Source organism: Kaistia sp. SLG-1 (assembly GCF_059699055.1).
On record NZ_AP048544.1, the window covers coordinates 2,123,811 to 2,148,819 of the forward strand.

At 67.5% G+C, this 25,009-nt stretch carries 28 protein-coding genes; 22 read left to right on the top strand and 6 right to left on the bottom strand.

Features of this window, described 5'->3' with window-relative positions; genetic code table 11:
• Window positions 1-126: 126 nt before the first annotated feature.
• A complete protein-coding gene (locus tag AC6HZP_RS09510) occupies window positions 127-1,758 on the bottom strand; it encodes a restriction endonuclease (RefSeq protein ID WP_497526358.1) in 1,632 nt (543 codons plus the stop codon).
• A 394-nt stretch (window positions 1,759-2,152) separates the two neighbouring features.
• Here AC6HZP_RS09510 and AC6HZP_RS09515 point away from each other — a divergent pair, with 394 nt between their 5' ends.
• Window positions 2,153-3,025: an aldo/keto reductase gene (locus AC6HZP_RS09515; RefSeq protein ID WP_201403323.1), complete on the top strand. Its 873-nt coding sequence runs from the start codon at window positions 2,153-2,155 to the stop codon at window positions 3,023-3,025.
• Window positions 3,026-3,553: 528 nt separating this feature from the next.
• Here AC6HZP_RS09515 and AC6HZP_RS09520 read toward each other — a convergent pair.
• Entirely contained in the window at window positions 3,554-5,521 is a 1,968-nt protein-coding gene (locus AC6HZP_RS09520) for a pyrroloquinoline quinone-dependent dehydrogenase (protein WP_497526359.1), read from the bottom strand.
• A gap of 44 nt (window positions 5,522-5,565) precedes the next feature.
• Window positions 5,566-5,955, bottom strand: coding sequence for a hypothetical protein (locus tag AC6HZP_RS09525; protein WP_201403325.1), 390 nt, complete (start codon window positions 5,953-5,955; stop codon window positions 5,566-5,568).
• Between the two features lie 161 nt (window positions 5,956-6,116).
• On the opposite strand from AC6HZP_RS09525, the gene AC6HZP_RS09530 reads away from it, so the two are divergent.
• From AC6HZP_RS09530 to AC6HZP_RS09540, 3 genes are all read left to right on the top strand, one after another.
• Window positions 6,117-7,097, top strand: coding sequence for an aldo/keto reductase (locus AC6HZP_RS09530; protein ID WP_497526360.1), 981 nt, complete (start codon window positions 6,117-6,119; stop codon window positions 7,095-7,097).
• A 283-nt stretch (window positions 7,098-7,380) separates the two neighbouring features.
• Window positions 7,381-8,229 carry a protein-L-isoaspartate O-methyltransferase family protein gene (locus AC6HZP_RS09535; RefSeq protein ID WP_497526361.1) on the top strand — a complete coding sequence of 283 codons (849 nt, stop codon included), beginning with the start codon at window positions 7,381-7,383 and terminating at the stop codon, window positions 8,227-8,229.
• Between the two features lie 77 nt (window positions 8,230-8,306).
• On the top strand, window positions 8,307-9,101 hold the full coding sequence (locus tag AC6HZP_RS09540; protein ID WP_497526362.1) for a bestrophin-like domain: 795 nt from the start codon (window positions 8,307-8,309) through the stop codon (window positions 9,099-9,101).
• Window positions 9,102-9,131: 30 nt separating this feature from the next.
• Here the strand turns inward: AC6HZP_RS09540 and AC6HZP_RS09545 are convergent, their stop codons facing one another.
• Window positions 9,132-9,902: an SDR family NAD(P)-dependent oxidoreductase gene (locus AC6HZP_RS09545; RefSeq protein WP_497526363.1), complete on the bottom strand. Its 771-nt coding sequence runs from the start codon at window positions 9,900-9,902 to the stop codon at window positions 9,132-9,134.
• A gap of 127 nt (window positions 9,903-10,029) precedes the next feature.
• Between AC6HZP_RS09545 and AC6HZP_RS09550 the strand changes: the two genes are divergently transcribed.
• The 4 genes from AC6HZP_RS09550 (at window position 10,030) to AC6HZP_RS09565 (ending at window position 13,457) form a co-directional block, all read left to right on the top strand.
• Complete coding sequence (locus AC6HZP_RS09550; RefSeq protein WP_497526364.1) at window positions 10,030-10,395, top strand: DUF4260 domain-containing protein; 366 nt, start codon at window positions 10,030-10,032, stop codon at window positions 10,393-10,395.
• A gap of 419 nt (window positions 10,396-10,814) precedes the next feature.
• Window positions 10,815-11,285: a hypothetical protein gene (locus AC6HZP_RS09555; protein ID WP_497526365.1), complete on the top strand. Its 471-nt coding sequence runs from the start codon at window positions 10,815-10,817 to the stop codon at window positions 11,283-11,285.
• Entirely contained in the window at window positions 11,248-12,528 is a 1,281-nt protein-coding gene (locus AC6HZP_RS09560) for a DNA-packaging protein (RefSeq protein ID WP_497526774.1), read from the top strand. Before AC6HZP_RS09555 ends, AC6HZP_RS09560 begins: the two co-directional genes overlap by 38 nt.
• A 146-nt stretch (window positions 12,529-12,674) precedes the next feature.
• Window positions 12,675-13,457 (top strand): bestrophin-like domain, encoded by a 783-nt coding sequence (locus tag AC6HZP_RS09565; RefSeq protein WP_497526366.1) that lies wholly within the window; start codon window positions 12,675-12,677, stop codon window positions 13,455-13,457.
• A gap of 7 nt (window positions 13,458-13,464) precedes the next feature.
• On the opposite strand, the gene AC6HZP_RS09570 is transcribed toward AC6HZP_RS09565, so the two are convergent.
• A complete protein-coding gene (locus tag AC6HZP_RS09570; protein ID WP_497526367.1) occupies window positions 13,465-14,661 on the bottom strand; it encodes a GGDEF domain-containing protein in 1,197 nt (398 codons plus the stop codon).
• Window positions 14,662-14,961: 300 nt separating this feature from the next.
• Here AC6HZP_RS09570 and AC6HZP_RS09575 point away from each other — a divergent pair, with 300 nt between their 5' ends.
• The 8 genes from AC6HZP_RS09575 to AC6HZP_RS09610 all read left to right on the top strand — a co-directional run bounded on the left by AC6HZP_RS09575 (window position 14,962) and on the right by AC6HZP_RS09610 (window position 20,772).
• Window positions 14,962-16,182: a phage portal protein gene (locus AC6HZP_RS09575; protein WP_497526368.1), complete on the top strand. Its 1,221-nt coding sequence runs from the start codon at window positions 14,962-14,964 to the stop codon at window positions 16,180-16,182.
• Complete coding sequence (locus AC6HZP_RS09580) at window positions 16,170-16,358, top strand: hypothetical protein (protein WP_201403338.1); 189 nt, start codon at window positions 16,170-16,172, stop codon at window positions 16,356-16,358. The genes AC6HZP_RS09575 and AC6HZP_RS09580 overlap by 13 nt, the downstream gene beginning before the upstream one ends.
• Window positions 16,359-16,856: 498 nt before the next feature.
• On the top strand, window positions 16,857-17,402 hold the full coding sequence (locus AC6HZP_RS09585; RefSeq protein WP_497526369.1) for an HK97 family phage prohead protease: 546 nt from the start codon (window positions 16,857-16,859) through the stop codon (window positions 17,400-17,402).
• On the top strand, window positions 17,399-18,628 hold the full coding sequence (locus AC6HZP_RS09590) for a phage major capsid protein (RefSeq protein ID WP_497526370.1): 1,230 nt from the start codon (window positions 17,399-17,401) through the stop codon (window positions 18,626-18,628). The genes AC6HZP_RS09585 and AC6HZP_RS09590 overlap by 4 nt, the downstream gene beginning before the upstream one ends.
• Window positions 18,629-19,020: 392 nt before the next feature.
• Window positions 19,021-19,590 (top strand): head-tail connector protein, encoded by a 570-nt coding sequence (locus tag AC6HZP_RS09595; protein WP_497526371.1) that lies wholly within the window; start codon window positions 19,021-19,023, stop codon window positions 19,588-19,590.
• Entirely contained in the window at window positions 19,587-19,916 is a 330-nt protein-coding gene (locus tag AC6HZP_RS09600) for a phage head closure protein (protein WP_497526372.1), read from the top strand. The genes AC6HZP_RS09595 and AC6HZP_RS09600 overlap by 4 nt, the downstream gene beginning before the upstream one ends.
• On the top strand, window positions 19,913-20,377 hold the full coding sequence (locus AC6HZP_RS09605; RefSeq protein WP_497526373.1) for a hypothetical protein: 465 nt from the start codon (window positions 19,913-19,915) through the stop codon (window positions 20,375-20,377). Before AC6HZP_RS09600 ends, AC6HZP_RS09605 begins: the two co-directional genes overlap by 4 nt.
• Window positions 20,374-20,772, top strand: coding sequence for a DUF3168 domain-containing protein (locus tag AC6HZP_RS09610; protein ID WP_497526374.1), 399 nt, complete (start codon window positions 20,374-20,376; stop codon window positions 20,770-20,772). Before AC6HZP_RS09605 ends, AC6HZP_RS09610 begins: the two co-directional genes overlap by 4 nt.
• Here AC6HZP_RS09610 and AC6HZP_RS09615 read toward each other — a convergent pair.
• Entirely contained in the window at window positions 20,769-21,275 is a 507-nt protein-coding gene (locus AC6HZP_RS09615) for a GNAT family N-acetyltransferase (RefSeq protein WP_497526375.1), read from the bottom strand. The two genes, AC6HZP_RS09610 and AC6HZP_RS09615, sit on opposite strands and share 4 nt — an antisense overlap.
• Before the next feature lie 48 nt (window positions 21,276-21,323).
• Here AC6HZP_RS09615 and AC6HZP_RS09620 point away from each other — a divergent pair, with 48 nt between their 5' ends.
• The 6 genes from AC6HZP_RS09620 (at window position 21,324) to AC6HZP_RS09645 (ending at window position 24,803) form a co-directional block, all read left to right on the top strand.
• Window positions 21,324-21,740 carry a phage major tail protein, TP901-1 family gene (locus tag AC6HZP_RS09620; RefSeq protein ID WP_497526376.1) on the top strand — a complete coding sequence of 139 codons (417 nt, stop codon included), beginning with the start codon at window positions 21,324-21,326 and terminating at the stop codon, window positions 21,738-21,740.
• Window positions 21,740-22,057 carry a gene transfer agent family protein gene (locus AC6HZP_RS09625; protein ID WP_497526377.1) on the top strand — a complete coding sequence of 106 codons (318 nt, stop codon included), beginning with the start codon at window positions 21,740-21,742 and terminating at the stop codon, window positions 22,055-22,057. The genes AC6HZP_RS09620 and AC6HZP_RS09625 overlap by 1 nt, the downstream gene beginning before the upstream one ends.
• A gap of 200 nt (window positions 22,058-22,257) precedes the next feature.
• Window positions 22,258-22,491 (top strand): rcc01693 family protein, encoded by a 234-nt coding sequence (locus AC6HZP_RS09630; RefSeq protein ID WP_497526378.1) that lies wholly within the window; start codon window positions 22,258-22,260, stop codon window positions 22,489-22,491.
• A gap of 229 nt (window positions 22,492-22,720) precedes the next feature.
• Window positions 22,721-23,275 carry a phage tail tape measure protein gene (locus AC6HZP_RS09635; protein ID WP_497526379.1) on the top strand — a complete coding sequence of 185 codons (555 nt, stop codon included), beginning with the start codon at window positions 22,721-22,723 and terminating at the stop codon, window positions 23,273-23,275.
• Window positions 23,275-23,916, top strand: coding sequence for a phage distal tail protein, Rcc01695 family (locus AC6HZP_RS09640; protein ID WP_497526380.1), 642 nt, complete (start codon window positions 23,275-23,277; stop codon window positions 23,914-23,916). Before AC6HZP_RS09635 ends, AC6HZP_RS09640 begins: the two co-directional genes overlap by 1 nt.
• Window positions 23,913-24,803 (top strand): phage/gene transfer agent baseplate hub protein, encoded by an 891-nt coding sequence (locus tag AC6HZP_RS09645; protein WP_497526381.1) that lies wholly within the window; start codon window positions 23,913-23,915, stop codon window positions 24,801-24,803. The genes AC6HZP_RS09640 and AC6HZP_RS09645 overlap by 4 nt, the downstream gene beginning before the upstream one ends.
• The last annotated feature ends 206 nt before the right edge of the window (window positions 24,804-25,009 follow it).

Sequence of the window (25,009 nt, forward strand, 5' to 3'; positions counted from 1 at the left end):
ACGGAAAGCAAGACCCTCACCCAACCCTCTCCCGCAAGCGGGCGAGGGCTTTTGGGGTCTCATCCGTCCCGACGCTATGCAGAAGAAGGGTCGGCGGCTTCCACTAAGGCGTGTCCGCCGTCACGTTCAAGCCGGTTGCTCCGGAAATACGATCCGCGCCTGAACACCGACTTCCTGCAAAAGATAGAGCAACGCCCCGCCATCGAGTAGCTCGATGGGCTTGTCCTTTGCGAAGTCGAATGCATCTGGCCCGTAACCGCTTGTTGTCACGAGGATGCCCTTGTTCGCTCCTTCGTTCATCATCGTTCCGAACAAGTCGCGAACGGCGGACACGCCGACAGTGCTCCGGTAGCGTTTGGCTTGAATGACGACTTTGCCGCCAAGTACTGGGCGAGCGTCGTAGGCGACGCAATCGACTCCTCCGTCGCGAGACGAGCGCGTCAACTTGCTTTCCAAGCCCATTTGCCCAAAGAGATTCGCGACGAGTTGTTCAAACTCATATGGGTTGAGATCCATGAGATTGGTCGCGGAATCCAGCGCGGATATCAGGTCCGATTGATCGATGAATCGGGCGTCGGCCATCTGAAATTCGACGATCGGCTTTACGGCCTGAGCCTCGTCCGGTCGTGAGGAGACTTGAGCGCCGAGATTCTTGAGGCAGACCCGCTTGTCGACCCGCGCTAGATCAATGTCGGTGAATCGCTCTTTGCTCGTACGGACTGAAATGAGATGAGGCTGGATATCCTTGCCGGTAGCTGGGTCGATAGTGCGAATGAATCCATTAAAGCAAACGACATCGATATGTTCTCCTTGATCGGATTCGAAGACTTCGTGGATCGTTCGCAGTGCAACGCTGGCGATGAGTTCTTGGTATGATGACTTGATTTCCACCGCTTTGCGTGGCTTCTCGTTAATTGAATCGGTAGATTTAACGTATCGATATTCTTGGGCGGTCGGGATGGCAGATATACTCGGGAGCTCGTACTGAACGACGAGCTGTCTGGAGCCCGACGTGTAAGCCACAGAGAATACGTGCGGAAAATCATCGGGATAATTGGATCGCTCTAGGACCATGTTGTGATAGGCAACGATCGCATCCGGATCGCCGATCATGTAATTGGTCTGAAAGATATCGACCTCTGCGTTGCGTTGGGCCTGCCGTTCGTCATGCAATTGGCGCGCGGAGAGATGTTCGCGCTCAAGGATCGAGAGGGTTGAGCGTCTGCGTTCTTCTGCGTTGGTCCATTCCTCCATTGCCGCACGAAATCTCGCTTTTCCGACATCGAGAGCTGCCTCAAATTTGCGGCGGGCTCCCGGGATCAGCGATTTGAGTCCGCGCGGCTCCTGCAGCCCCCCGATGAAGGCATCTTGCTCCGGCGCCGGAACTGCAAGTTTGAGGTGAGCCGGAAGCTTCTGGACTGGAGGCTTTTCATTGAGCTTGAGGCTGTCGAAGGAGATGGTGTCATCGATAGAGAGCGTGTGACTTAGGATCTCGGCCAATGACGCGAGCCTATCCTCCAGCTCCAGGTTGAGATCCGCCACGGCGTCTTCTCGACCTTGCAAGTAGGCAGCGCGCTCTTCCCGTTCGCGTTCCTTCATGGTCCGCGCGTGCAAGCGGAGGGCCTGGCCATGCTCCCGTTCGGCGCGTGCGGCTTCGCGAGCGGCAGATCGAGCTTGGCGTTCAGCTTCCCTCAATCGTCTGTTGCGATCCATTTCGGCGCGACGTTGCTGCCTCGCGATGTCTCGCGCGATCGCCATTAAAATTCCAGCGCCACTCCGTCGAGCCATGCTCCGTCCCCAATGTCGCTTAAACTTAAAGGTGTATAATTCCGTAGATACGCCTTTAGCCCACGGCGTGCCTAGAGCGCATCCACCGATATGTTTGCGCGCAATACCTTTGGCGCGGCCAAGTGTGCCGCACGCCGTGCGTCCTCATTTCACGCGTCCGTGAACGATTGGTCCTTTTTTATCCGCGCGGGGTCTCCCATCTCTCGGAAACCCTTCCCAGGGGTGTTCGACGCCCGTCGCGGTGCCGCCAAGCCGGTGCCGCCGCCTTTTCATCGCGGGGCGCGGAGGATCTACTCGACCCATGGCCGGATGTGCGCGCCGCTCGCGCGCGATGCGTCCGGCTCCATCATCGAAGGACGAGACAATGCCCAATGACATCTCAGCCGCGGCTTCCGGTCAGTTTCTGATTGGCGGCGATCTGGCCGTCAACCGGCTCGGCTTCGGCGCAATGCGGATCACCGGGCCCGGCATCTGGGGCGACCCGCAGGACATCGCCGAGGCGGAGCGCACGCTGAAGCGCGTTCCCGAGCTCGACATCGACCTGATCGACACCGCCGACAGCTACGGCCCGTTTGTCAGCGAGGACCTGATCGCCGACGTCCTCTATCCCTACAAGAACCTCGTCATCGCCACCAAGGGCGCGCTGACCCGGCATGGCCCGAACATCTGGCAGGTGGTCGGCCGGCCGGAATATCTGCGCCAGACGGTCTTGATGAGCCTGCGCCGGCTGAAGATCGACCGCATCGATCTCTGGCAATTGCACCGGATCGATCCGCGCGTGCCGCGCGACGAGCAGTTCGGCGTCATCGCCGACATGCAGAAGGAAGGGCTGATCCGCCATGTCGGCCTCTCCGAGGTCTCGGTCGAGGAGATCCAGGCGGCGGAGAAGTTCTTCCCCGTCACCACGGTGCAGAACCAGTACAACCTCGTCGATCGCAAGAGCGAGGCCGTGCTCGACTATGCCGAGGCCAACCAGATCGGCTTCATCCCGTGGGCGCCGCTCGCCTCCGGCGATCTCGCCCGGCCGGGCTCGGCGCTGACCACGATCGCCGGCAAGCTCGGCGCGACGCCGAGCCAGGTGGCGCTCGCCTGGCTCCTGAAGCGCTCGAAGGTGATGTTGCCGATCCCCGGAACCGGCAGCGTGAAGCATCTCGAGGAAAACACGGCCGCGGCGTCGATCGAGCTCTCCGACGCGGAGTTCACCGCCCTCGACACCGAAGCCCGCCGCGCGGCGTAGGTTCGTTTGGGATGCTGCCGGCCGCGGCGTTTTTCGTGGCCGGCGGATGTCCCCGACCTTGTGGCTCTAGCCTAGCCCCCACTCGCCGTCATCCCGGGCTTGACCCGGGATCCATCCAGCCGGGTTGTCGGGAGTGAACCTCCCGGCGCGTCGGCGGCATGGATCCCCGCCTGCGCGGGGATGACGGGGAGGGTGGCGAAGCTCGCGTGCAAGCCTTGGTCTCGGCTGAACAACCGGAACGGTTGACGGTCCGCCCCGCCGCACTTCCCCATGCCTCAGTTGTATGGATCCCGGGTCAAGCCCGGGATGACGGCGAGCGCGGGTCGATGCGGCACTCGATTCTGCTAGAAGGACACAGGCCTCCCTTCACCTCTCCCATGGGGAGAGGTCGGAGCGAAGCTCCGGGTGAGGGGGTAGGGAATTATCCGGTGAAGCCTGAACCCCTCACCCGCCGGCCTGCGGCCGTCGACCTCTCCCCATGGGAGAGGTGAGGACGCTGCCTGCGCGGGGATGACGGCGGTGGGGGGCTCAATCCGGCAGCGCGAACGCCACGATCTCGTCCGACACCCTTGGCGTGAGGATCGAATTGCCGCCGACGGTGAAGACGACATATTGCTTGCCCTTGTAGTCGTAGACCGCCGGCATCGCGACGGCGGGGGCCTCGACCAGCGCCTTCCAGAGCACCTCGCCGGTCTTCAGGTCGATGGCGCGGACGCGGGAATCCATCGAGGCGCCGATGAAGACCACGCCCGTCGCGGTGATGACCGGGGCGCCGATGGTGATCGTCCCCCAGGATTCCGGCATGTAGAAGCCCCATTTCTGGATCTGGCCGAACGGCTTGTTCCAGAGCTGGGCGCCGGTCTTCAAATCATAGGCCGCGAGCGTGCCGTAGGGCGGCTTCCAGCACGGCATGCCGATCGGGTTCAAAAACGTGTTCAGGTTCATGCCGTAGGGGCCGCCGGTTTGCGGGAACAGCCCGCCGGTCTCCGAGCCGCCGCTGACCGCCTTGTCGTAATCGGCGCGGGTCATCAGCTGGTAGGTCTGCACGGCGCTGGAGGAATTGACGACGAAGGTCTGCGAGCGCGGATCGAGCGCGCCACCGCCCCATTCCGTGCCGCCGATCGTGCCCGGATAGACGAGCGAACCCTGCAGGCTCGGCGGCGTGAAGCGGCCCTGGTCGACGAGCGATTTCGCCGTGCGGCTGCAATAGCCGAGGCTCGCCCAGTCGGCGAGATCGTAGACGCCCGGCCACTTGTCCGGCACCACCGGCTTCGGCAGGTCGACGAAGGGCTGGGTCGGCGAGGCATGCTCGCCCGGCACGGTCGAGGCCGGAACCGGCTTCTCCACCATCGGATAGATCGGTTCGCCCGTGGTGCGGTCGAGGATGTAGAGGAAGCCCTGCTTCGAGGTTTGGATCAGGGCGGGGATGGTCTTGCCGTCCTTTTCGAGGTCGAACAGGGTCGGCGCGGCGTTGGTGTCGAGATCCCAGATGTCATGATGGACCAGCTGCCGGCTCCACAGCATCTTGCCGGTCGGGATGTCGAGCGCCGTCACCGAGGTGATCACCTCGAGCCCCGCCGGAATGTCGCCGCCATAGAAATTGGGGCTCGGCGACGAGACGGGGATGTAGAGGATCTGCCGCTCCGGATCGACCGACATCGAGGCCCAGACATTGGCCGTGCCGGTCTTGTCGATGACTTCAGGCGGCAGCGAGTGGAACTCCCAGCGCACGGCGCCGGTGCGTGCGTCGAGCGCGAAGATGGTGCCGGGGCTGTCGACCGTCTGGTCCCAGTCCTTGCCGGCCCAGCCGAGCAGCAAATAGTCCTTGAACACGGTCGGCGGCTGCAGCAGCGACAGCGGCCATTTGGCGTTCTGGGTGTTGTAGACGTTGATGTCGAGCACGCCGGCCTTGCCGAAATCGGCGCAGGGCTTGCCGGTATCGGCGTCGACCGCATGCAGCTTGGCGTCCATCGTGCCGATATAGATGCGCTTGTCGCAGGCCTTGCCGGCGACCGGATTGTCGGCCTGCCAATAGGCGACGCCGCGGTTTTTCAGGTCCGGCTGGGTCAGCGCCTTCAGCTCGCCCTTGCTGTCATAGGTCCATTTGACCTTGCCGGTATCCGGCTCGATCGCGAAGATCCGGTAGAACGGCGTGCCGAGATAGACGGTATTGTTCACGAAGAGCGGCGTCGCCGACCAGACCGAGGGCGGCGTCACGCCGGAGCCGTCCGACATGTCGCCGGTATGTACCTTCCACGCGACCTTCAAATCTTTGACGTTGGCCGGCGTGATCTGGGTCAGGGGCGAGAACTTCTGCGCCTTGAGATCGCCGTTGAAGGTCGACCATTCGTTCTGCGTCGCGCCAGGGGCTGCATTATTGGCGGCATCCTGCGCGGCGGCGGGGCCGCCGGCGAGGCAGAGCGCCGCGAGGACGGCCAGCGGCGCCAGAAGGCGTCGGGCGTCCGGTCGGGAGAGACGAAGTTCGGTCCGCTGCATGATCTCGGCCCTTCGACATCGGATGAGGTAAGTTTGCGCTGTCGTCAGCGGCTCCGCCGGCCGGCGACGTGCAGGATCCAGCCGACGAGGGCGGCCAGCATGAGGAGAAGCAGGGCCTGGCTTTCGAGCAGATAGGCGGCGAAGCCGGTGCCGAGGATGTCGACGAGACATCCGATGACCAGGAACCAGCGCAGGAACGCCCCCGGGCGCGCGCGGGCGAGGATTACCGCCGCCACCAGCAGGATCGCCGTCGAGACGATCACCAGGATGGTGCCGGGCTCGCCGGCGATGCCGCTGTCGCGATTGAAATAGTTGAGGATCGAGACGATCAGGCCGGCGAGCGCCGCCAGCGCCATGATCCAGGCGCCGAGCGGGCGGACGCCCCATGTCGCGCCGCGTCGATCGACGGTTTCGATGCCAGTCGTACTGCTCATCCAGTCCCCCGACATACAGAAGGGTCCGGCGCGGTCAGCCGGATGTGACCTGCCGGAAGACTAAACCATAAGTAGCTCGCCGACAGTCCCCTTATGGTTCACATTGACGGCATCGCCCGGCGCGTCGCGCCGGTTCGGACCGATCGTCGAATGAGGATGCCATGGACTATACCCGCCTCGGCCGTACGGGCCTCGAAGTCTCCCGCCTCTGCCTCGGCTGCATGAGCTATGGTGATCCCTCGCGCGGCAACCATGCCTGGACGCTGCCGGAGGCGGAGAGCCGGCCCTTCATCAAGAAGGCGCTCGATCTCGGCATCAATTTCTTCGATACGGCGAATGTCTATTCCGACGGCACCAGCGAGGAGATCGTCGGCAAGGCGCTGAAGGATTTCACCCGCCGCGAGGAGGTGGTGATCGCCACCAAGGTGCATGGCCGCATGCGCCCCGGCCCGAACGGCGCCGGGCTCTCGCGAAAAGCCATCCTGCAGGAGATCGACGCCAGCCTGACCCGGCTCGGCACTGATTATGTCGATCTCTACCAGATCCACCGCTTCGACTATGAGACGCCGGTCGAGGAGACGCTGGAGGCGCTCGACGAGGTCGTGAAATCGGGCAAGGCGCGCTATATCGGCGCTTCCTCCATGCATGCTTGGCAGTTTGCCAAGATGCTGGGCGCGCAGGAGCGGCTCGGCCTCTCCCGCTTCGTCTCGATGCAGAACTACGTCAATTTGCTCTATCGCGAGGAGGAGCGCGAGATGCTGCCGCTCTGCGCGGACGAGGGCATCGGCGTCATCCCGTGGAGCCCGCTGGCGCGAGGCCGGCTGACGCGCGACTGGGACGAGAAGACGGCGCGCGCCGAGACCGACGAATTCGGCAAGGGGCTCTATGCCCGCACCGCCGATGCCGACCGGCAGGTGGTCGAGGCAGTCGCGCATGTCGCCGCCCAGCGCGGCCTGCCGCGTGCGCAGATCGCGCTCGCCTGGGTGCTGTCGAAGTCGGTCATCACCGCGCCGATCGTCGGCGCCACCAAGCCGCACCACCTCGACGACGCCGCGGCGGCGCTCTCCGTCCGCCTCGACGATTTCGAAATCGCCGCGCTGGAGGCGGCCTACGTCCCGCACGCGGTGGCAGGGTTCATGTGAGGGGGACAAGCCTTCTTCCTTGAACCTCCCCCTTGAGGGGAGGTCGAAAACGTCCTTGGCGTTTTCGGGAGGGGGCGCTTTCAGGCGACCTGCAACCTGTCCGACGAGCAACCCCTCCCCAAGACCGCCCAAGGCGGTCTTGACCCTCCCTCAAGGGGAGGGTTCATGCACTCGGCTTCCTTGTCGAAGGCTTGCCTTCATCCTGCAGGCCATGTCCGCCGCCCGCTTTACCCATCCCCGGCCGAGGCGCAACATGACGGCTTCCGTCCCGAGGATGGACGCCATGACCGACGCGATCGCCGAGGCTCGGCGGGCTTATGCCGAGGATCTCCGGAGCCGGGCGGGCCTCCGCTCGGAGGCGCTGGTCGAGGCCTTTGCCGCCGTGCCGCGCGAGCGTTTTCTCGGGGCCCCGCCCTGGCGGATCAAGAACCCGTCCGAATTCGCCGATTTCTGGACCGTGACGGGCCCGGATCCGCGCCCGCTCTATCAGGACGTGCTGGTGGCGCTCGATCGGGCGCGGGGCATCAACAACGGCCAACCGAGCCTCTGGGCGCAGGTGTTCGACCGGCTCGACCTCCGGCCCGGCATGACGATCGTGCATCTCGGCTGCGGCACCGGCTACTATACCGCCATCCTCGCCGAAGCCGTCGGGCCGGACGCGCCAATCACCGCGATCGAGATCGATGCCCGGTTCGTCGCCCGGGCCCGCGAGGCGCTCTCGCTCTGGCCGCAAATTCGCGTGGTCGCCGGCGACGGCGCGAAGATGGCGCTGCCGGAGGCGGATCTGGTCGTCGCCAGCGCGGGCGCTACCCATCCGCTGGCGCTCTGGCTCGATGCGCTGGCGCCCGGCGGCCAGCTGCTGTTCCCGATGACCTCCGCCTTCGGCCCCGGCGCCATGCTGCTCGTCACGCGGCGCGCCGGGGCGGCGCATGCGGCCGAATTCCTGTGCGGCGCGGCCTTCATCACCTTTGTCGGCGCGCGAGACGAGGCGATCGGCCGCGGCCTCGCGAGCGCCTTGTCACGGGATGGCGGCGACCCCGTCCGGTCGCTCCGCCGCGACGAGCACGCCGAGGAGGCGAGCTGCTGGCTGCATGGCAGGGACTGGTGCCTGTCGCGGCGCGAGCCTGGCTGAGGGCGGGCCGTCGCCCCGGACTGGAGCCGGAGGCGGCACTGTGATTGGATGCGGCATCGGCACGGGAAGGTACCCGCATGGCGGAATACTGGACCTCGGCAGGGATTGCAGTCCTCTTCGCGGCGGTGGCGCTCACCATCGTCTTCGGCAGCTATTTCCTCGCCCGCCGGCTGCTGCATATCGGCGTCGAAACGGACAAGACCTTCGAGGCGGCCGGCTCGATCGCTGTTCGTATCGCCGCGCTGCACGGGCTGATCCTGGCGCTGGTCTATGCGCAGGAACTCGACGACTACAAGGACATCCGCAACGTGCTGACCCAGGAGGCGACGGCGATCTCCGACGTCTATCACGACGCCGGGCGCTATGGCGGGCCAATCGTCGGGCCCGTCCAGCAGACGCTGGCGCGCTATCTCGACACGGTCGTCAACCAGGAATGGGACCAGCTCGGGCGCGGCGAGGGCCTGTCGGCGCAGGCCTGGACCGAATGGGACGACGTCTACCAGAAGCTGCTCGACCTGACGCCGACGACCGACCGCGAGCGCTATCTGGCAAACCGCATGCGCGACCGGATCACCGCCGTCGCCGGCTTCCGCCAGCTGCGCGAGACCACGGCGATCGGCCGCTTCAGCAGCCTGTTCTGGGCGCCGGCGCTGATCGGCCTGGCGCTGCTCGCCGTGCCGTTCTCCGTCTATCGCCCGAGCCGCAGCAATCTGATTTTGCTCGGGATCTTCGCAATTTATTCCGGCGTGATCCTGTTCTTCATCTACGCCTTCGGCAATCCCTTCGCGGCGCCCGGCAAGCTGGAGCCGGCGCCGTTCGAGCACCTCCTGCGCGGCGGCATCGGCAGGAGCCTGCTTACCGGGAACGGATAGGCGTTTTCGACGCGGCGCTGCCGCCTCCAGCTACCTTGCCGTCCAGCCGCCGTCGACGAGGATGGTCTGGCCGGTGATCATCGAGGCGGCATCGGAGGCGAGGAAGACGACCACGCCCGAGACCTCCTTCGGTTCGCCGATCCGGTGCAGCGCGGCGATGCGGTCGAGCACGTCGGCGCGGAAATCGGGATCGGATAGCGCCTCGGCGGTGCCGTCGGTGCGGATGAAGGTCGGCGCGACGCAGTTGACGCGGACATTGTGCTTTCCCCACTCGACCGCGAAGCACTTGGTCATGTGGCCGACGGCCGCCTTGCTCAGGCAGTAGATCGCCTCGCCGGGGAGCGCGATCGCGCCGGCCTGCGAGCCCATGTTGATGATGGCGCCGGACTTTCGCGCGATCATGTGGCGGCCGGCATGCTGCGACAGGAAGAAGGTCGACTTGACGTTCAGGTTGATGGTGAAGTCGAACTCGTCTTCCGGAAAATCCTCGACCGGCCCTTCGGTGCCGCCGCCGGCATTGTTGACCAGGATGTCGAGATGGCCGAACTGCGCGATCGCCGTATCGATGGCGGAGCAGGCCTGCTTAAGGTCGAGCACATCCATCGCGAGCGGCAGGGCGCGGCGGCCCATCGCCTCGATTTCCGCCGCCAGCCCGCCATCGGCGGCGACGTCGCGCAAGCCCAGCGCCACGTCGGCGCCGGCCGCCGCCAGCGCCAGCGCAGTCGCCCGCCCCAGCCCGCGCGCCGCGCCGGTGACGAGGGCCGTGCGGCCGGTGAGATCGAAACTCGGCAGATCGCTCATCGGTTTCCCCTCCCAAGGACTTTCTAGTTTTCTCATCGTCCCACTGAGCCTCGTGCGACACCCGGCTCCATGGCGGACGATCCGATCCTGTTTTAGAGCACACACGACCGAATACGGAGAAGCGGAAATGGGCGCGGCTGTTCTGTGGCAGAGGGCCGAAGGCGCGATCGTCTTCCTCGCCGGCTTCCTGATATTTCTTCACGGCGACGCGGGCGTGTCCTGGTGGCTCGCGGTGCTGCTCTTCCTGGTCCCGGATCTCAGTTTCCTCGGCTATCTGCTCGGGCCGAAAGTCGGCGCGGTCGTCTACAACACGGTCCACATCTACGGTTTCGGCGCCGCCATTCTCGCCATCGGGCTGTTCTGGTCGCTGCCGGTCTGCGCGGCGCTTGGCGCGCTCTGGCTGGCCCATGCCGGCTTCGACCGGATGCTCGGCTACGGCCTGAAACTGCCGGAAGGCTTTGCCTTCACCCATCTCGGCCGGATCGGAAAGTAGTCTGCCAACTGAACGCTGGAACGGGGCGGCGGCAGGGACTGCCGGGATGCCGGTCTTTCTAGGCCAGCAGCACAGGCGGCCCGCGAAAGATGTCGCAACGGATAGGAAAATAATCCTTGACACCGTGACGCTGCTCCGGTAGGGTTCAGGCATCGTCCAAGAGTTGCGTCCGGCGGCGCTGTACCGCTCCCTCCCAAGTCCGTTCCATCCTCGCCGTCATCCCGGGCTTGACCCGGGATCCATTCAGCCGGGTTTTCAGCCGCGCGAACCTCCCTATGGCGCGGCTGCATGGATCCCCGCCTTCGCGGGGATGACGGGGAGGGTGCGGCGGCGGTCGTGCTCCTTTTTCGTAGGTTTTGCGGGGCGTCTCATACGTTTGGCGATCCGTCCGCCCATCCACCACCGAGGCCAGCAGCAAAATGCCGGAACTGACCCTCGATCAGTGGGCCGCGGTCCGCGTCGCCTATGAGACCACGGCGCTGGGCCTTCGTGAGATCGCCGCGCAGCATGGCGTCAGCCATGTCTCGGTGGCGAAGCAGGCGGCGCGGCATGGCTGGCTCAGGCCTGGCGAGGCGCCGCCGCTGCCGGATGAGGCGGCCGAGGAGAAGCTGGTGGCGCGGCTCTATCGCACCTTCGAAAAGCAGGTGGCCGAACTGGAGCTCCGCTTCGCGAACGGGGAGGGCGGCGTCGACGAGAAGGACGCCCGCACGCTTTCCGTGCTGGCGCGGACGCTCGAGACGCTGGGAAAACTGCGCGAAGGGACCGACGATGCCGCTGGAGACGCTCCCGTCGACATCGAGGCTCTCCGGGCGCGGCTTCAGGCGCGCCTGGAACAGCTCGACGCGGCGGGGCCTGCGGCCGACGCGGCTGCTGGCGGAGCTTCGGCCTGACGAGATCGAGGCGTTCCAGCTCGACTGGGATTTTTGGGCCCGCGACGACCAGTTTCCGCCAGACGGCGACTGGCTCACCTGGCTGATGATCGGCGGGCGCGGCGCCGGCAAGACGCGCGCCGGCGCAGAATGGATCCGTGGCCTCGCGGCCGGGCGTCCGGGTTTTGCGAACTCGCCGGTCGGCCGTATCGCGCTGGTCGGCGAGACGCTCGCCGATGTCCGCGACGTGATGATCGAGGGTGTCTCCGGCCTGCTCTCCGTGCATCCGCGCCGCGAGCGGCCCAACTGGCAGCCCTCGCGCCGCCGGCTCGAATGGCCGAACGGCGCGGTGGCGCTCTGCTTTTCGTCGGAGGATCCCGAGAGCCTGCGCGGCCCGCAGTTCGAGGCGGCCTGGGCGGACGAGCTCGGCAAATGGCGTTATCCGGAGGCGTGCTGGGACATGCTGCAGTTCGGCCTTCGGCTCGGCGCGCTGCCGCGCCAGCTGGTGACGACGACGCCGCGTCCGATCCCGTTGCTGAAGCGGCTGCTCGCGGCCGAGCGGACGGTGATCACCCGCGCCGGCACCTCGGCCAACCTCGCCAATCTGGCGCCGGGGTTTCTGGAGCGCGTCGTCGGGCGTTATCGCGGCACGCGGCTCGGCCGGCAGGAGATCGACGGCGAATGGATCGAGGATCGCGCCGACGCGCTCTGGAGCCGGAATGAAATCGAGGCGGCGCGCGTCGAGGCGCCGCCGGAACTGGTGCGCATCGCGGTTGCGGTCGACCCGCCCGCCTCGCGGCGGAAGGGGGCGGACGCCTGCGGTATCGTTGCCTGCGGTCTTGCCGCCGACGGCATCGCCTATGTGCTGGCCGATCGCAGCCTCGCCGAGGTGAAGCCGGCCGCCTGGGCCGCCGCCGCGGTCGGGCTCTATCGGGCGCTCGACGCCGACATGCTGGTCGCGGAGGTCAACCAGGGCGGCGACATGGTGGCGAGCGTCATCAACGAGGTCGATCCGGCCGTGCCGGTGACCTCGGTTCGCGCCACTCGCGGCAAATATCTGCGGGCCGAGCCGGTGGCGGCGCTCTATGCGCAGGGGCGCGTGCGCCATGCCGGCACGTTCCCGGCGCTCGAGGACGAGATGGCCGATTTCGGCCCGGAAGGCTTGCCCAACGGCCGCTCGCCCGACCGTCTCGACGCGCTGGTCTGGGCGCTCTCGGCGCTGATGCTGTGCGCGCCGGGCGAGCCGAGGATCCGGACGATGTGAGCGTCAATCTGGCCGAAGGCAGGATCTTCGCTTGTCTTGCGAGGCGAATCCCCGGACGAGTCAGACTATCGTCGTTTCGGCGGAGTACCCTGTGCTCAAAGCGCCGGAGTTCGACAGGTCTGGATGGATCAAGTGGGGCGCTATCGATGGAGTCGGTCTACCAGCTTTCGGTGCAGATGTTGTTCTTCTTGTTTGCCGTCTTTGGAGTAGGCTTTTATCTGGTCGGAAGGCTGGCGCTCTACAGCCTGTCGCGGCATGCATCGCATGACATCTTCTCGATGCCGCAGCCGGCCTTTCTCGGAACGATCGCCACCGCCTGGGCGCTTTCGCTCGGCTTCATCGCCGCCGATATCTGGGCGGTGAACTCCAAGGCGGACGAGGCGACGAGCATGGAGCGCTCGACGATCTCGCGCCTCCTGCGCAGCGCCGAGCCGGATATCCTCGATTCCCAGCGCCTGGCCGAGGGCGTGATCGCCTACCGCAAGGACGTCGCGATCAAGGAGTGGCTTCAGGGCAAGAACGTGGAGCCCGATCCCGATGTCGAGAAGACGCTGCACGATATTCACGGCGAGATCGCGTTGCTCGCCCGGGGCGGCGCCCCGTCGCCGCTGATTTCGCAGGTGATCCGTGATTTCAGCGACCTGCAGGAGGCCCGGAACCTTCGCCTCGCGGTCGGCAACACGTCGATCGACTTCTACAAATGGTATCTGGTGATGTTCCTGACGCTGCTGACCGCGATCACGCTGGCCGCGACGCATGCCGACCGGGCAAGGGCCGGGCGGCGGGCGCTGGCGATCTATGCGGTGACCGCTTCGGTGAGCCTCTGGATCCTGGCCATTCACGCCAACCCCTATGACGGGCTCGAGGAACTGCATCCCTCGCTCCTGTTCACGAACCACAAGCAGGTCGACCTCGCGCTCGAGCCGTGAGCGCCGCTCAGGCCGATGGGACGGGTTCCGGGTCGGCCGGAGCAGCGGGCGGAGGGTCTGGCAGGATTTCGCGAGACGGCTGGCGCGCCGCGATGATCCGGTTGCGGCCGCCGCGCTTCGCCTCGTAGAGCGCGCGATCCGCCTCGGCGAGCACGCGATCAATATTGGCCGCCTGCGGTCCGCCGACGGCGAGCCCGGCGCTGGCGGTGCAGGTCAGGCGCGTTTCGGCTTCGACCAGGGCGATGAAGCGGGCGCGCACCGCCTCGGCATGGCGCATGGCCTGGTCGAGCGTCGCGTCCTGCAGGATAACAGCGAATTCCTCGCCGCCGATCCGCGCGGCCGAGGCGCTCGCGGGAAGGTTCGCCTTCAGCGCCTCCGCGAACAGCGAGATGACGCGGTCGCCCATGGCGTGGCCGTGCGTGTCGTTGATCGACTTGAACTCGTCGATGTCGAAGAGGAGCGTGACGTCGGTCGGCTTCATCTCGCCGGCATGGGTCTCGAACAGGGCGCGGCGGTTCATCAACCCGGTCAGCGGATCGGTGAGCGCCTCGCGCCGGTGCGCCTGGGCGGTTCGGATCTGGCTCAGCGCCATCGTCATGGCGCCGAGCGCCGGGATCGCGCCGATCACCAGCATGACGGAGAGATCCTGGGCCCAGTTTCGCGGCGGCCCGGTTACTACGATGCCGTCGCGGACCAGCACCAGCACCGCGCGCGGCAGGAAGGAAAGCCCGACGAGCAGATAGAGCGAGGCGATGCCGAGCGTCGTCATCGGCGCCTGCTCGCGCGCCCGCCAGAACTGATACGACGTCATGAGAAGCAGCGCCGCCGAACCCATGAAGCCGACGGCATAGGTGATGCCGTTGTAGCCGGAGAGAAGCGGTAGCCACATCGGGATTGCGGTGACGAGGCTCGCCGTCGCGATCCGCCGCCAAGGCGATCCGCCCAGCCGGAACTGCGTCGCGCTGCCATAGAGATTGGCGATGCCGCCGAGCAGCAGCGCGAAGGCGATGCCCAGCACCCAGTTCGACGGGTGGAAGCTGTCGAGCGTCGAAAAACCGACGCTGACGGCGATCATCACCGCGCCGATCGCGCAGGTCAGGAGAAAGCCGTCCCCGCGCGACGTCTTCCAGGCCGCGAACAGGATGACGGAGAGGAACGCGGTGGCGAAGCCGATGGCGACGAGGAGCGAGGCGAAGTCGAGCACCGGATGGACCCCTGGTGGCGCGTTGCCTTGTGGCCGGAATGCCTTGCGAGGGCTCTAGGTCGAGCCTCGTCTTCAGTGTCTGCGCCCATAGTTCATCGGGTGAACGAGAACGCAAGAGGCAGCCGCGCCGTTTGGCGCCGCCTGGCCGTGTAGATGCCAGTGTCGGAGTTGCATGGCAAGAGCGCCGGCAACCCGATTTCGTCGCCTGGCGGGAAGCCGTTCCGGAGCCGGCGGCTCGGGAAGGCTGCCCCGCTTCCGCCCTCCGGCGGTTCCGGACGGTGAGCTTTGATCGGAGACGTCATGAAACCGAGCCTCATTTCCCGTCTTATGGGCGGGCGTCGCGCCGCCGTGCCCGAGGCGAAGGCGTCGCGCGCCGGTCCGCTGATCGCGCTGCAGGGGCAGGGGAAGCCCGCCTGGACGCCGCGCGACCTCGCCTCGCTCTCCCGCGAAGGCTTCATGAAGAACGCCATCGTCTATCGCGCCGTCTCGATGATCGCGGAAGCCGCCGCCTCGGTGCCGCTCCTCCTCTATGAAGGCGACGCCGAACGGCCGGACCACCCTTTGCTGGCGCTGGTTTCCCGCCCGAACGGCCGCCAGTCCGGCTCGGCGTTTTTGGCGACGCTCTACGCCAACCTGCTCGTTTCCGGCAACGCCTATGCCGAGCTGGTCCAGCTCGGGGCCGAACCGGCGGAACTGCATGCGCTGCGGCCCGACCGGATGAAGGTCGTGCCGGGGGCGGATGGCTGGCCGGAGGCGTATGAATACACCGTCGCCGGCCGGTCGGTTCGCTTCGCGATCGAGGACGGCCTGTCGCCGATCCTGCATCTCCGCCTGTTTCATCCGCTCGATGACCATTACGGCTTCGCGCCGCTGGAGGCGGCGGCGGTCGCGCTCGACCTGCACAACGCCGCCGGTGCCTGGAACAAGGCGCTGCTCGACAATGCGGCGCGGCCGTCCGGCGCGCTGGTCTACAAGGGCGAGGGCGGCGCCAATCTCAGCCAGGAGCAGTTCGAGCGGCTGAAGCGCGAGCTGGAGGCGAACTATACCGGCGCGGTCAATGCCGGGCGGCCGCTGCTGCTGGAAGGCGGGCTCGACTGGACGTCGATGGCGCTCACCCCGCACGACATGGACTTCATCGAAGCCAAGAACGGCGCGGCGCGCGAGATCGCGCTCGCCTTCGGCGTGCCGCCCATGCTGCTCGGCATTCCCGGCGACAACACCTTTTCCAATTACGCCGAGGCGAACCGGGTGTTCTGGCGCCAGACGGTGCTGCCGCTGGTTAGCCGCACCGCCGACGCGCTCACCGCCTGGCTGTCGCCGCATTATCCTGGCGCGCCGCGCCTCGGCTTCGACACAGACGCCGTCGAGGCGCTTTCGGCCGATCGCGCCGCGCTCTGGGCAAGGGTCGGCGCCGCCGATTTCCTCACCCAGGACGAGAAGCGCCAGGCGGTCGGCTATGGCGCGGCGGGGCAAGGAGACGGGGATAGAGACGAGGAAGGAGAGGAGCGGTGGACGACGTGACCCGCAGCTTCGCCGAACGCGGCGACCTCGCGCATCTCGCGCTCTTCCTTTGGGCCTCCGGCGCCAGCGGTCTCCTGGTCTGGGCGCTGAAGGAACTCGCCAACTCCAACCGCCGCTTCAACGACTTCGTCGCCGAGATCGCGCGGCTGAATCGGTTCTTCAACGACCGGCGGTAAGGGATTCTGGGATTGGGGTATTTCGGGGCGGCGGCCAACTTCTCCCTCAACACAAAACTGAGGGAATGAAGCCGGGTGCGCTGGATGAGCGCGGCGATCCGCATCGCCGGTAAATAACGTCCGACGTCACACCGTCCATCGTCATCCCTGCGAAAGCAGGGATCCATGTCGCCCCGGGGCGCCGGCCTCTGGAGGCTTGCGCGGCGTGACGATGGATCCCTGCTTTCGCAGGGATGACGGCGAGCCTGTGGAGGCGCCGAGGGCGGGTCCTGCCATTCTTCTCCCTCCCTCTGCGCATAACTGGAGACAGTGCCGAAATGACCGCGATGTTGAACCGCATGCTCCGGCGGATCGCGCCGGACCACCGGCAGGTGTTTCGCGATTTCGTGGGCGCGCTGGAGCGCCTGATTTCACGCGAGGCCGGCCAGGGCTGAGCCGTCCGTTCCAACCCTTTGATCCGACTCCCTTTCCCGCGGCGCTTGCCGCGAAGGAGACCGCATGGCCATCCCGCAGACGCCCGCCCTCGAGACCAAGTTCGCCGCCGCCGACCTTTCCGGCATCGACGGCGAAGGGGTCTTTTCCGGCTATGCCAGCCTGTTCGGCACGGCCGACCTCTCCGGCGATCTCGTCATGCCGGGCGCCTTCCGCCGCTCGCTGGCGAGCCGGGGCGCGGCCGGCATCCGCATGCTCTACCAGCACGATCCGGCCGAGCCGATCGGCGTCTGGATGGAGATCCGCGAGGACCCGCGCGGCCTGTTCGTCAGGGGGCGGCTGATGCCCGACGTGGCGCGGGGCCGCGAGGTCGCGAGCTTGATGCGGGCCGGCGCGCTCGACGGGCTCTCGATCGGCTTCAAGACCGTCAAGGCCCGCGCCGACCGCGCCGCCGGTATCCGCAAACTGATCGAAATCGACCTCTGGGAGATCTCGGTCGTCACCTTCCCGATGCAGCCCGACGCCCGCGTTTCGACCGTGAAGACTACCGGCCTGGCGGCGCGGATGCGCCGGGCCGCCCGCTCCCTCCACCCCATAAGGACAACGCGATGACCGAGACCCTCTTCGCTGCCCCCGAAGCGAAAGCCGCCGAGAGCGGCGACGTTTCCGCCGCCTTCGACGATTTCATGCGCGCCTTCGAGGCGTTCAAGGACACCAATGACGAGCGGCTCGCCGAGATCGAGACCAAGCTCACGGCCGACGTCGTCACCACCGACAAGCTCGACCGCATCAACAAGGCGCTGGACGAGCTGACGCTGAAGGGGCGCCGCCCGCCGCTTTCCGCCGAGCGCGGTCCGGCCCGGCCTTCCGAGCACAAGCAGGCGTTCGAGAGCTATGTGCGCGGCGGCGACGAGGACGGCTTCCGCCGGCTGGAGCAGAAGGCGCTCTCGGCCGGCTCGAACGCCGATGGCGGCTATCTCGTGCCGATCGAGACGGAGACGGAGATCGGCAAGCGCCTCGCCGCCATCTCGCCGATCCGCGCCATCGCCGATGTCCGCCAGGTCTCTTCCGGCACTTATCGCAAGCCCTTCATGACCGCCGGTCCGGCGGTCGGCTGGGCCGGCGAAACCGACGCGCGGCCGCAGACCGGCTCGCCCACCATCGCCGCGCTCGATTTCCCGGCGATGGAGCTCTACGCCATGCCGGCGGCGACTGCGGCGCTCCTCGACGACTCGGCCGTCAACATCGACGACTGGATCGCCGCCGAGGTGGAGGGCGCCTTCGCGGCGCAGGAAGGCACCGCCTTCGTCTCCGGCGACGGCAGCAACAAGCCGAAGGGCTTCCTCGCCTATACCACCGCCGCCGAGGCGAGCTGGGTCTGGGGCAAGCTCGGCTATGTCGTGACCGGCACCTCCGGCGCGCTGCCCTCCAGCAACCCGTCCGACGTGCTGGTCGACCTGATCTACACGCTGAAGGCCGGCTATCGCGCCAATGCCCGCTTCGTCCTGAACCGCCGCACCCAGGCGTCGATCCGCAAGCTGAAGGACGCCGACGGCCATTACCTCTGGCAGCCGGCGGCGGTGGCGGGCGGCGAGGCGTCGCTGCTCGGCTTCCCGGTCACCGAGGCCGAGGACATGCCCGACATCGGCGCCAATTCGCTGTCGCTCGCCTTCGGCGATTTCAAGCGCGGCTACCTCGTCGTCGACCGCCTCGGCGTCCGCGTGCTGCGCGATCCCTATTCCGCCAAGCCCTATGTCCTCTTCTACACCACCAAGCGCGTCGGCGGCGGCGTCCAGGATTTTGACGCCATCAAGCTGCTGAAGTTCGGCACGAGCTAGGGCTGCGGGGCTCTGTCGTCATCCTCGCGAAGGCGAGGATCCATCCAGCCGGGTTTTAAGGGGGTTTCGCGCCTCCCGATGCCTCGGCTGAGTGGATCCCGGGTCTCCGCCCGGGATGACGGCGTGCGTGCGGCAGCGCCACGACCTTCTCCCTCCCCCTTGTGGGGAGGGCGGGGTGGGGGTACCGGCGCCGAATGTGGAGATTAGCCGGCTGATAACCGCCTGAGACTTCGCAGATGGCACCCCCTCCCTAACCCTCCCCACAAGGGGGAGGGAATCGAACTCGAAATGGCCGGCCCCGGTCCCCCTCCCGTCGGGGCTCGCCGGGAGCGGCGCCTGGCTTCCCGCCGGCGCCGCTCCATCCCAATACCCATCCTCATCCAGGAGCCATCATGACCGCAGCGCTCGTTTCCGGGCCGGCGACCGAGCCGGTGTCGCTCGCCGACGTCAAGGCGCATCTGCGCGTCGACGGCACGGCGGAGGACGATCTGATCGCCGCCGCGATCGTGGCGGCGCGCACCCATGTCGAGAGCGAGACGAGGCGCAAGCTGATCGCCCAATCCTGGCGGATCTATCTCGACGAGTGGCCGTCCGGCCGCGCCATCGAGCTGCCCCTCGCGCCGCTGATCTCGGTCGAGAGCGTCACGCTCTACGACGTCGTCGGCGCGGTGCATGTCCTCGACGCCGCCGACTACCGCGTCGACGCCGCCCGCCTGCCGCCGCGCATCGTGGCGAAGCTGAAGCCGGCCGTGGCGCTCCATGACAATGGCATCGAGATCGACGTCACTGCCGGCTATGGCGTCACCAGCCTCGCCGTGCCGGCGCCGCTCCGGCAGGCGATCCTGATGCTCGTCGCGCACTGGTATGAGCATCGCGGCGCCATCGGCTTCGACCAGGCCGGCGATGTCGCGCCGCTCGGCTTCGAGGCGCTGGTCGCGCCCTACCGGGTGCGCTCGCTGTGACCGGCTTCGACCCCGGCCAGCTTTCGAGCCGCGTCGTGCTCGAGCGTGCCGTTCGCACGGCGGACGGCGCCGGCGGCGCGACCGTCACCTGGGAAGTCGTCGCCACCCTTTGGGCGGCGATCGAGCCCATCGCGGCCGGCGAGAGCTTTGCCGCCGACCGGCTTTCGACCCGCGTCACCCACCATATCCGGATCCGCTTCCGCGCCGATGTCGAAGGCGGCATGCGGATCGCGCATCGCGGCCGGATCCTGCGGATCGCCGCCTGGCGCGACCCGGACGAGACGCGGCGCTTCCTCGTTCTCGAAGCGGCGGAGGAACGGGCATGAACGCGCGGGCGCTCACCGGCGCGGCGCTCGCCGCCGCCTTGCGGAAGGCGGTCGCGCCGGCCGTGTCCGAGGCGCTGCAGCGCAATGCCGACCGGCTGCGAGCGGCGCTCGCGGATGCCGGGGACGGGCGCGATGAACCCTCTCCCCCCTTGTGGGGGAGAGTTGGAGAGGGGGGTACCAGCTCCGTGCTGGGGGCAGAACCTCCCGACATCGGCGCCGGCACCCCTCACCCTGACCCTGACCCTCTCCCACAAGGGGAGAGGGAAACGGAGCGATTTCTCTCTGCGCCGAGCCTTTCACAAGGGGACGATCGCCGCCCGATCTCCCATGGCTCCGGCCTCTCCGTCGACGTCACCCTCACCGGCGAAAACCTGTTCGCCCGTGAATTCGGCGCGCTCGACGCGGCCGCCGATCCCGTCATCGGCCCGGCGACATCCAGCCTGAAAAGGAGATCGCGATGATCGCAGCGCTCGAACTGCAGGCGGCGGTCGTCGCCCATCTACTCGCCGACGCGGATCTCGCCGCGCTGGTAGGCAACCGTATCCATGACGGCGCGCCGCGCGCTGCAGCTTTTCCCTCCGTCACCTTCGGCGAGACCGGACAGGCCGACTGGTCGAGCGACAACGAGGCGGGTGGGGAGGTACGGCTCAGCCTGCATGTCTGGTCGCGCGGCGTCGGCAAGCGCGAGGCCTGGACCGTCATCGGCCATTTGATGCGCCTGCTGCATGACGCGCCGCTTTCGCTCGAGGCGCATGCGCTGGTGCTGCTGCGCGTCACCTTCGCCGAAGTTCGCCTCGATCCGGACGGGCTTACCGAGCACGGCGTCGTGCGGATCGCGGCGCTGATCGAGGACTAGCTCCGTTTCGCCAGCCAGTCGGGCCGCAGGATCGCCATCACCAGCTCGTCATGGTGCTCGCCGCCAATGAATGCGCTGCCGCGAGAAACGCCTTCGGCCTGGAAGCCGACGGATTCATAGGCGCGGCGGGCGCGCAGATTATGCGGGAACAGGCCGAGCGACAGCCGGTGCGCGCGTGTCTCGGTGAAGACGCGGTCGATCACGCCGTTGAGCAGCGCCTTGCCGAAGCCCATGCCCGGTTCGGCGACGGCGATCCGCTTCAGGAGCGTCGACCGCTCCGGCGCGTCCCAGTCGCGCAACAGCGCGAAGCCGAGCGGTTCCGGCTCGCCGTTTGCGTGAACGGCGCGGGCGAGGAAATAGGCATATCGCGGCTCCGTCATCGCCTGAAGGTGCTGCTCCGCCTCCCAGCGGCCGACCAGGGCCTCGTAGCCCGGCCGCCGCTCGGTCGCGACGAGGAAGGGGATGTCGCTTTCCCTAGCGCGGACGACTTCGACAGCAGGCATCGGCGAGCTCCCGGCGAAACACGATCAACCATCACAAGGGGATAGAGGATGACCGCGCAGAAGGGCAAGGATCTGCTCCTGAAGATCGACACCACCGGATCCGGCGCGTTCGCAACCGTCGCCGGCATGCGCACGCGGCGCTTCGCGCTGAACGCCGAGACGGTCGACATCACCGACACGGATTCGGCCGGCCGCTGGCGCGAGTTGCTGGCCGGCGCCGGTGTGCGCCGCGCCAGCGTTTCCGGCTCCGGCATCTTTCGCGATGCCGCGACCGACGCCGCGATCCGCACGCTGTTCTTCGACGGCGCGATCCGGGATTTTCAGCTGATCGTGCCGGATTTCGGCACGTTGCAGGGGCCGTTCCAGCTCACCGCGCTCGATTATGCCGGCGAGCATGACGATGCCGTCACCTACGAGATCGCGCTGGAATCGGCCGGCCTCGTCAGCTTCACGGCGGCGGCGTGATGGCGAACCGGCATCGCGGCGAGATCGAGGCCGTGCTCGACGGCAAGCCGCATACACTCTGCCTGACGCTCGGCGCGCTGGCGGAGCTGGAGGCGGCCTTCGGCGCGGAGGATCTGTCGGCGCTCGCGAAGCGCTTCGGCGAGGGCAGGCTCTCGGCGCGCGACGCGATCCGCATCCTCGGCGCGGGCCTGCGCGGCGCGGGGGAGACCATCGACGACCACCAGGTCGCCGCGATGCGCACCGAGCACGGCGCGGCGGGATTTGCTGGAATCGTCTCCGAGCTGTTGGGCGCGACGTTTGGCGGGGGCGGGGGGTGAGCGGAGGTCAGCAAGACCCTCACCCCAACCCTCTCCCGCAAGCGGGCGAGGGGGCGAACGGCGGGCTTCATCCACTGCGGCGCCATTCGCCTGGAATGGAAGCGTCGAAGGGAAGGGAAGTCTCGCCCCCCGAAGCTCGGTCAGCTCCGTTGCCCGAGGCTCGGCCAACGCCCTCTCCCGGGAACAGGGAGAGGGTTGGGGTGAGGGCCTTGCTTCCTTCAGGCCGAGAAGCCCAGCCCTTTCCCTGGCGCGAGGCGATGGCGATGGGGTTTGGGGTGCTGAAGCTCTCGAGCCGCGAGTTCTGGGCGCTGACGCCGCGCGAGCTCGCCGCCGCGATCGAGGGCCTGACCGGCAGGACGCAAGCTCCGATGAACCGCGCCGCCTTCGAGGATCTGGCGCGGCGGTATCCGGACCAGGCGCAGACGGAGCGCTGAGAGCCCCTCGCCATCATCCTGAGGTGCCCGGCGCAGCCGGGCCTCGAAGGAGGGTCCAGAAGACTCCCTTGGCTGCTGCCGGTTCGAATGGCTCTCCGGCGTTTCGGAGCTCCGCTGGACGCTCCTTCGAGGCTTCGCTGGCGCGAAGCACCTCAGGATGATGGCCGGGTTCGATGTTGAACTGAAGGAATAGGGCGCCTGTCAGCGCCGCGCGAAAGCTGGAGGTCACATGACCACACCGATCGACGAACTCTCCGTCCGCATCACCGCCGATACCTCCGCCTTCACCGCCTCGCTGGATGACCTGGCCAAGCAGGCGGACGGGTTTTCCGGCACGATCAGCCGGGCGTTTCGCGACGCCGTCGTCGGCGGCAAGGAATTCGACGACATCCTGAAGGGCCTGGCGCTGCGCTTCTCGACCATGGCGCTGAACGCGGCGCTGAAGCCGATCGAAAGCGGCATCGGCGGCCTGCTGTCGGGGCTCGTCGGCTCGCTCGGCGGGCTGGGCGGGGTCAAGCCGTTCGCCAAGGGCGGCGTCGTCGCCAGCCCGACCTATTTTCCCTTGTCCGGCGGGCTCGGCCTGATGGGCGAGGCCGGCGCCGAGGCCGTCATGCCGCTCGCGCGCGGACCGGACGGCCGGCTCGGCGTTTCGGGCGGCGGCGGCGCGCCTGTTACCGTCAACATCGCCATCCAGACGCCGGACGCCGCCTCGTTCCGGAAATCCGAGGCGCATGTCGCCGCCACGCTCGCCCGCGCCGTCGGGCGCGGCAGAAGGGGGCTTTGATGCCGCTGATCCCCGCCTTTCACGAGGTCCGCTTCCCGACCAACATCGCCTTCGGCTCCTCCGGCGGGCCGGAGCGGCGCACCGAGGTGGTGATGCTCGGCTCCGGCGGCGAGCGGCGCAATGCCCGCTGGGCGGAATCGCGCCGCCGCTACGACGCCGGCTATGGCGTGCGCTCGCTAGCCGACCTCCATGCGGTGATCGCCTTCTTCGAGGAGCGGCGCGGAAAGCTGTTCGGCTTCCGCTGGCGCGACCGCGCCGACGACGGCTCCGCCCCGCCGGGCACCGCGCCGGCCGCGACCGACCAGCGCCTCGGCGTCGGCGACGGAGTGACGACGGTGTTTGCGCTGAAAAAGACCTATGGCGGCCTGCATGCGCCCTATGCGCGGGTGATCGCCAAGCCGGTCGACGGCACGGTTCTGGTCGCGGTCGACGGTGTCGAGCTGGCGGCGGGGGATTTCGCCGTCGACCCCGCGACCGGCCTCGTGACGCTCGCGGCTGCGCCGGCGGAAAGCGCCGTCGTCACCGCCGGCTTCCGCTTCGACGTGCCGGTGCGCTTCGATACCGACCAGCTGGTGATCAACCTCGCCGCCTTCGAGGCGGGCGAGATCCCGTCGATCCCGATCGTGGAGATCCGGCCATGAGGGCGATCCCGGCGGCGTTCGCTGCGCATCTCTCCGGCGACGCCTCGACAACATGCCATGCCTGGCGGCTGACCCGGCGCGACGGCGTCGTGCTGGGGTTCACCGACCATGACCGCGACCTCGTCTTCGACGGCGTCACCTTCGAGGCGGCGACGGGGCTTTCGGCCAGCGAGGCGAGCGCCGAGACCGGCATGGTGACCGGCGGCATGGAGGTCGCCGGCGCGCTCATCTCCGACCGGCTGTCGGAAGCGGAGCTCGCCGCCGGCGCCTTCGACCACGCCCGGATCGAGACCTTCCTCGTCAACTGGGCCGCGCCCGAAGAGCGGCTGTTGCTCCGCGTCGGCCATATCGGCGAGGTGCTGCGCGAGGATGGTGCGTTCCGGGTCGAGATCCGGGGCATCGCGGCCGCGCTCGACGAGCCGCAGGGCCGGGTGTTCCGCGCCGTCTGCGACGCGGATCTCGGGGACGGGCGCTGCAAGGTCGATCTCGACAATCCCGCGTTTCGTGGCACCGGCGCAGTGGTCGTCGCCGCGGACGGGCGGCGCTTTTCCGCCTCGGGGCTCGATGGCTTCGCCGCCGGCTGGTTCGAGCGCGGCGTCGTCCACTGGACGAGCGGCGCCAATGCCGGCCGCCGAGCCGTCGTCAAGGCGGACCGCACGGAGCCGGGCGGGCGGCGGATCGAGCTCTGGACCGCGATGACGGCGCCGATCGCGCCAGGCGACGGTTTCAGCGTCACCGCCGGCTGCGACAAGCGCTTCGGAACCTGTCGAGAGAAATTCGCCAACGCGCTGAATTTTCGCGGTTTTCCGCACATGCCGGGCAATGATTTCGCCCTCGGCTATGCGCGGAACAGCGGCCGCAACAATGGCGGCCGGCTGACCGGGTGAGGGCAGACGCAACATCGGTGGATGGCTCTCAATCTGGCCGCGCACTCCCGTCATCCCCGCGAAGGCGGGGATCCATTCAGCCCGGGCCTCGGGCGGTTTGCCTCCCGATTGCACGGCTGGATGGATCCCGGATCTCCGCTTCGCTGCGTCCGGGATGACGGCGAGCTTGAGGTCTTTGACAACACTCCCTGTCGTCATCCAGAAGG

What these genes read in the sequence shown, in the direction of transcription:
- AC6HZP_RS09510 (WP_497526358.1), bottom strand. Translation starts at nt 1,758, where the DNA reads ATGGCGATCGCGCGAGACATCGCGAGGCAGCAACGTCGCGCCGAAATG.
- AC6HZP_RS09515 (WP_201403323.1), top strand. Translation starts at nt 2,153, where the DNA reads ATGCCCAATGACATCTCAGCCGCGGCTTCCGGTCAGTTTCTGATTGGC.
- AC6HZP_RS09520 (WP_497526359.1), bottom strand. Translation starts at nt 5,521, where the DNA reads ATGCAGCGGACCGAACTTCGTCTCTCCCGACCGGACGCCCGACGCCTT.
- AC6HZP_RS09525 (WP_201403325.1), bottom strand. Translation starts at nt 5,955, where the DNA reads ATGAGCAGTACGACTGGCATCGAAACCGTCGATCGACGCGGCGCGACA.
- AC6HZP_RS09530 (WP_497526360.1), top strand. Translation starts at nt 6,117, where the DNA reads ATGGACTATACCCGCCTCGGCCGTACGGGCCTCGAAGTCTCCCGCCTC.
- AC6HZP_RS09535 (WP_497526361.1), top strand. Translation starts at nt 7,381, where the DNA reads ATGACCGACGCGATCGCCGAGGCTCGGCGGGCTTATGCCGAGGATCTC.
- AC6HZP_RS09540 (WP_497526362.1), top strand. Translation starts at nt 8,307, where the DNA reads ATGGCGGAATACTGGACCTCGGCAGGGATTGCAGTCCTCTTCGCGGCG.
- AC6HZP_RS09545 (WP_497526363.1), bottom strand. Translation starts at nt 9,902, where the DNA reads ATGAGCGATCTGCCGAGTTTCGATCTCACCGGCCGCACGGCCCTCGTC.
- AC6HZP_RS09550 (WP_497526364.1), top strand. Translation starts at nt 10,030, where the DNA reads ATGGGCGCGGCTGTTCTGTGGCAGAGGGCCGAAGGCGCGATCGTCTTC.
- AC6HZP_RS09555 (WP_497526365.1), top strand. Translation starts at nt 10,815, where the DNA reads ATGCCGGAACTGACCCTCGATCAGTGGGCCGCGGTCCGCGTCGCCTAT.
- AC6HZP_RS09565 (WP_497526366.1), top strand. Translation starts at nt 12,675, where the DNA reads ATGGAGTCGGTCTACCAGCTTTCGGTGCAGATGTTGTTCTTCTTGTTT.
- AC6HZP_RS09575 (WP_497526368.1), top strand. Translation starts at nt 14,962, where the DNA reads ATGAAACCGAGCCTCATTTCCCGTCTTATGGGCGGGCGTCGCGCCGCC.
- AC6HZP_RS09585 (WP_497526369.1), top strand. Translation starts at nt 16,857, where the DNA reads ATGGCCATCCCGCAGACGCCCGCCCTCGAGACCAAGTTCGCCGCCGCC.
- AC6HZP_RS09590 (WP_497526370.1), top strand. Translation starts at nt 17,399, where the DNA reads ATGACCGAGACCCTCTTCGCTGCCCCCGAAGCGAAAGCCGCCGAGAGC.
- AC6HZP_RS09595 (WP_497526371.1), top strand. Translation starts at nt 19,021, where the DNA reads ATGACCGCAGCGCTCGTTTCCGGGCCGGCGACCGAGCCGGTGTCGCTC.
- AC6HZP_RS09605 (WP_497526373.1), top strand. Translation starts at nt 19,913, where the DNA reads ATGAACGCGCGGGCGCTCACCGGCGCGGCGCTCGCCGCCGCCTTGCGG.
- AC6HZP_RS09610 (WP_497526374.1), top strand. Translation starts at nt 20,374, where the DNA reads ATGATCGCAGCGCTCGAACTGCAGGCGGCGGTCGTCGCCCATCTACTC.
- AC6HZP_RS09615 (WP_497526375.1), bottom strand. Translation starts at nt 21,275, where the DNA reads ATGCCTGCTGTCGAAGTCGTCCGCGCTAGGGAAAGCGACATCCCCTTC.
- AC6HZP_RS09620 (WP_497526376.1), top strand. Translation starts at nt 21,324, where the DNA reads ATGACCGCGCAGAAGGGCAAGGATCTGCTCCTGAAGATCGACACCACC.
- AC6HZP_RS09625 (WP_497526377.1), top strand. Translation starts at nt 21,740, where the DNA reads ATGGCGAACCGGCATCGCGGCGAGATCGAGGCCGTGCTCGACGGCAAG.
- AC6HZP_RS09635 (WP_497526379.1), top strand. Translation starts at nt 22,721, where the DNA reads ATGACCACACCGATCGACGAACTCTCCGTCCGCATCACCGCCGATACC.
- AC6HZP_RS09640 (WP_497526380.1), top strand. Translation starts at nt 23,275, where the DNA reads ATGCCGCTGATCCCCGCCTTTCACGAGGTCCGCTTCCCGACCAACATC.
- AC6HZP_RS09645 (WP_497526381.1), top strand. Translation starts at nt 23,913, where the DNA reads ATGAGGGCGATCCCGGCGGCGTTCGCTGCGCATCTCTCCGGCGACGCC.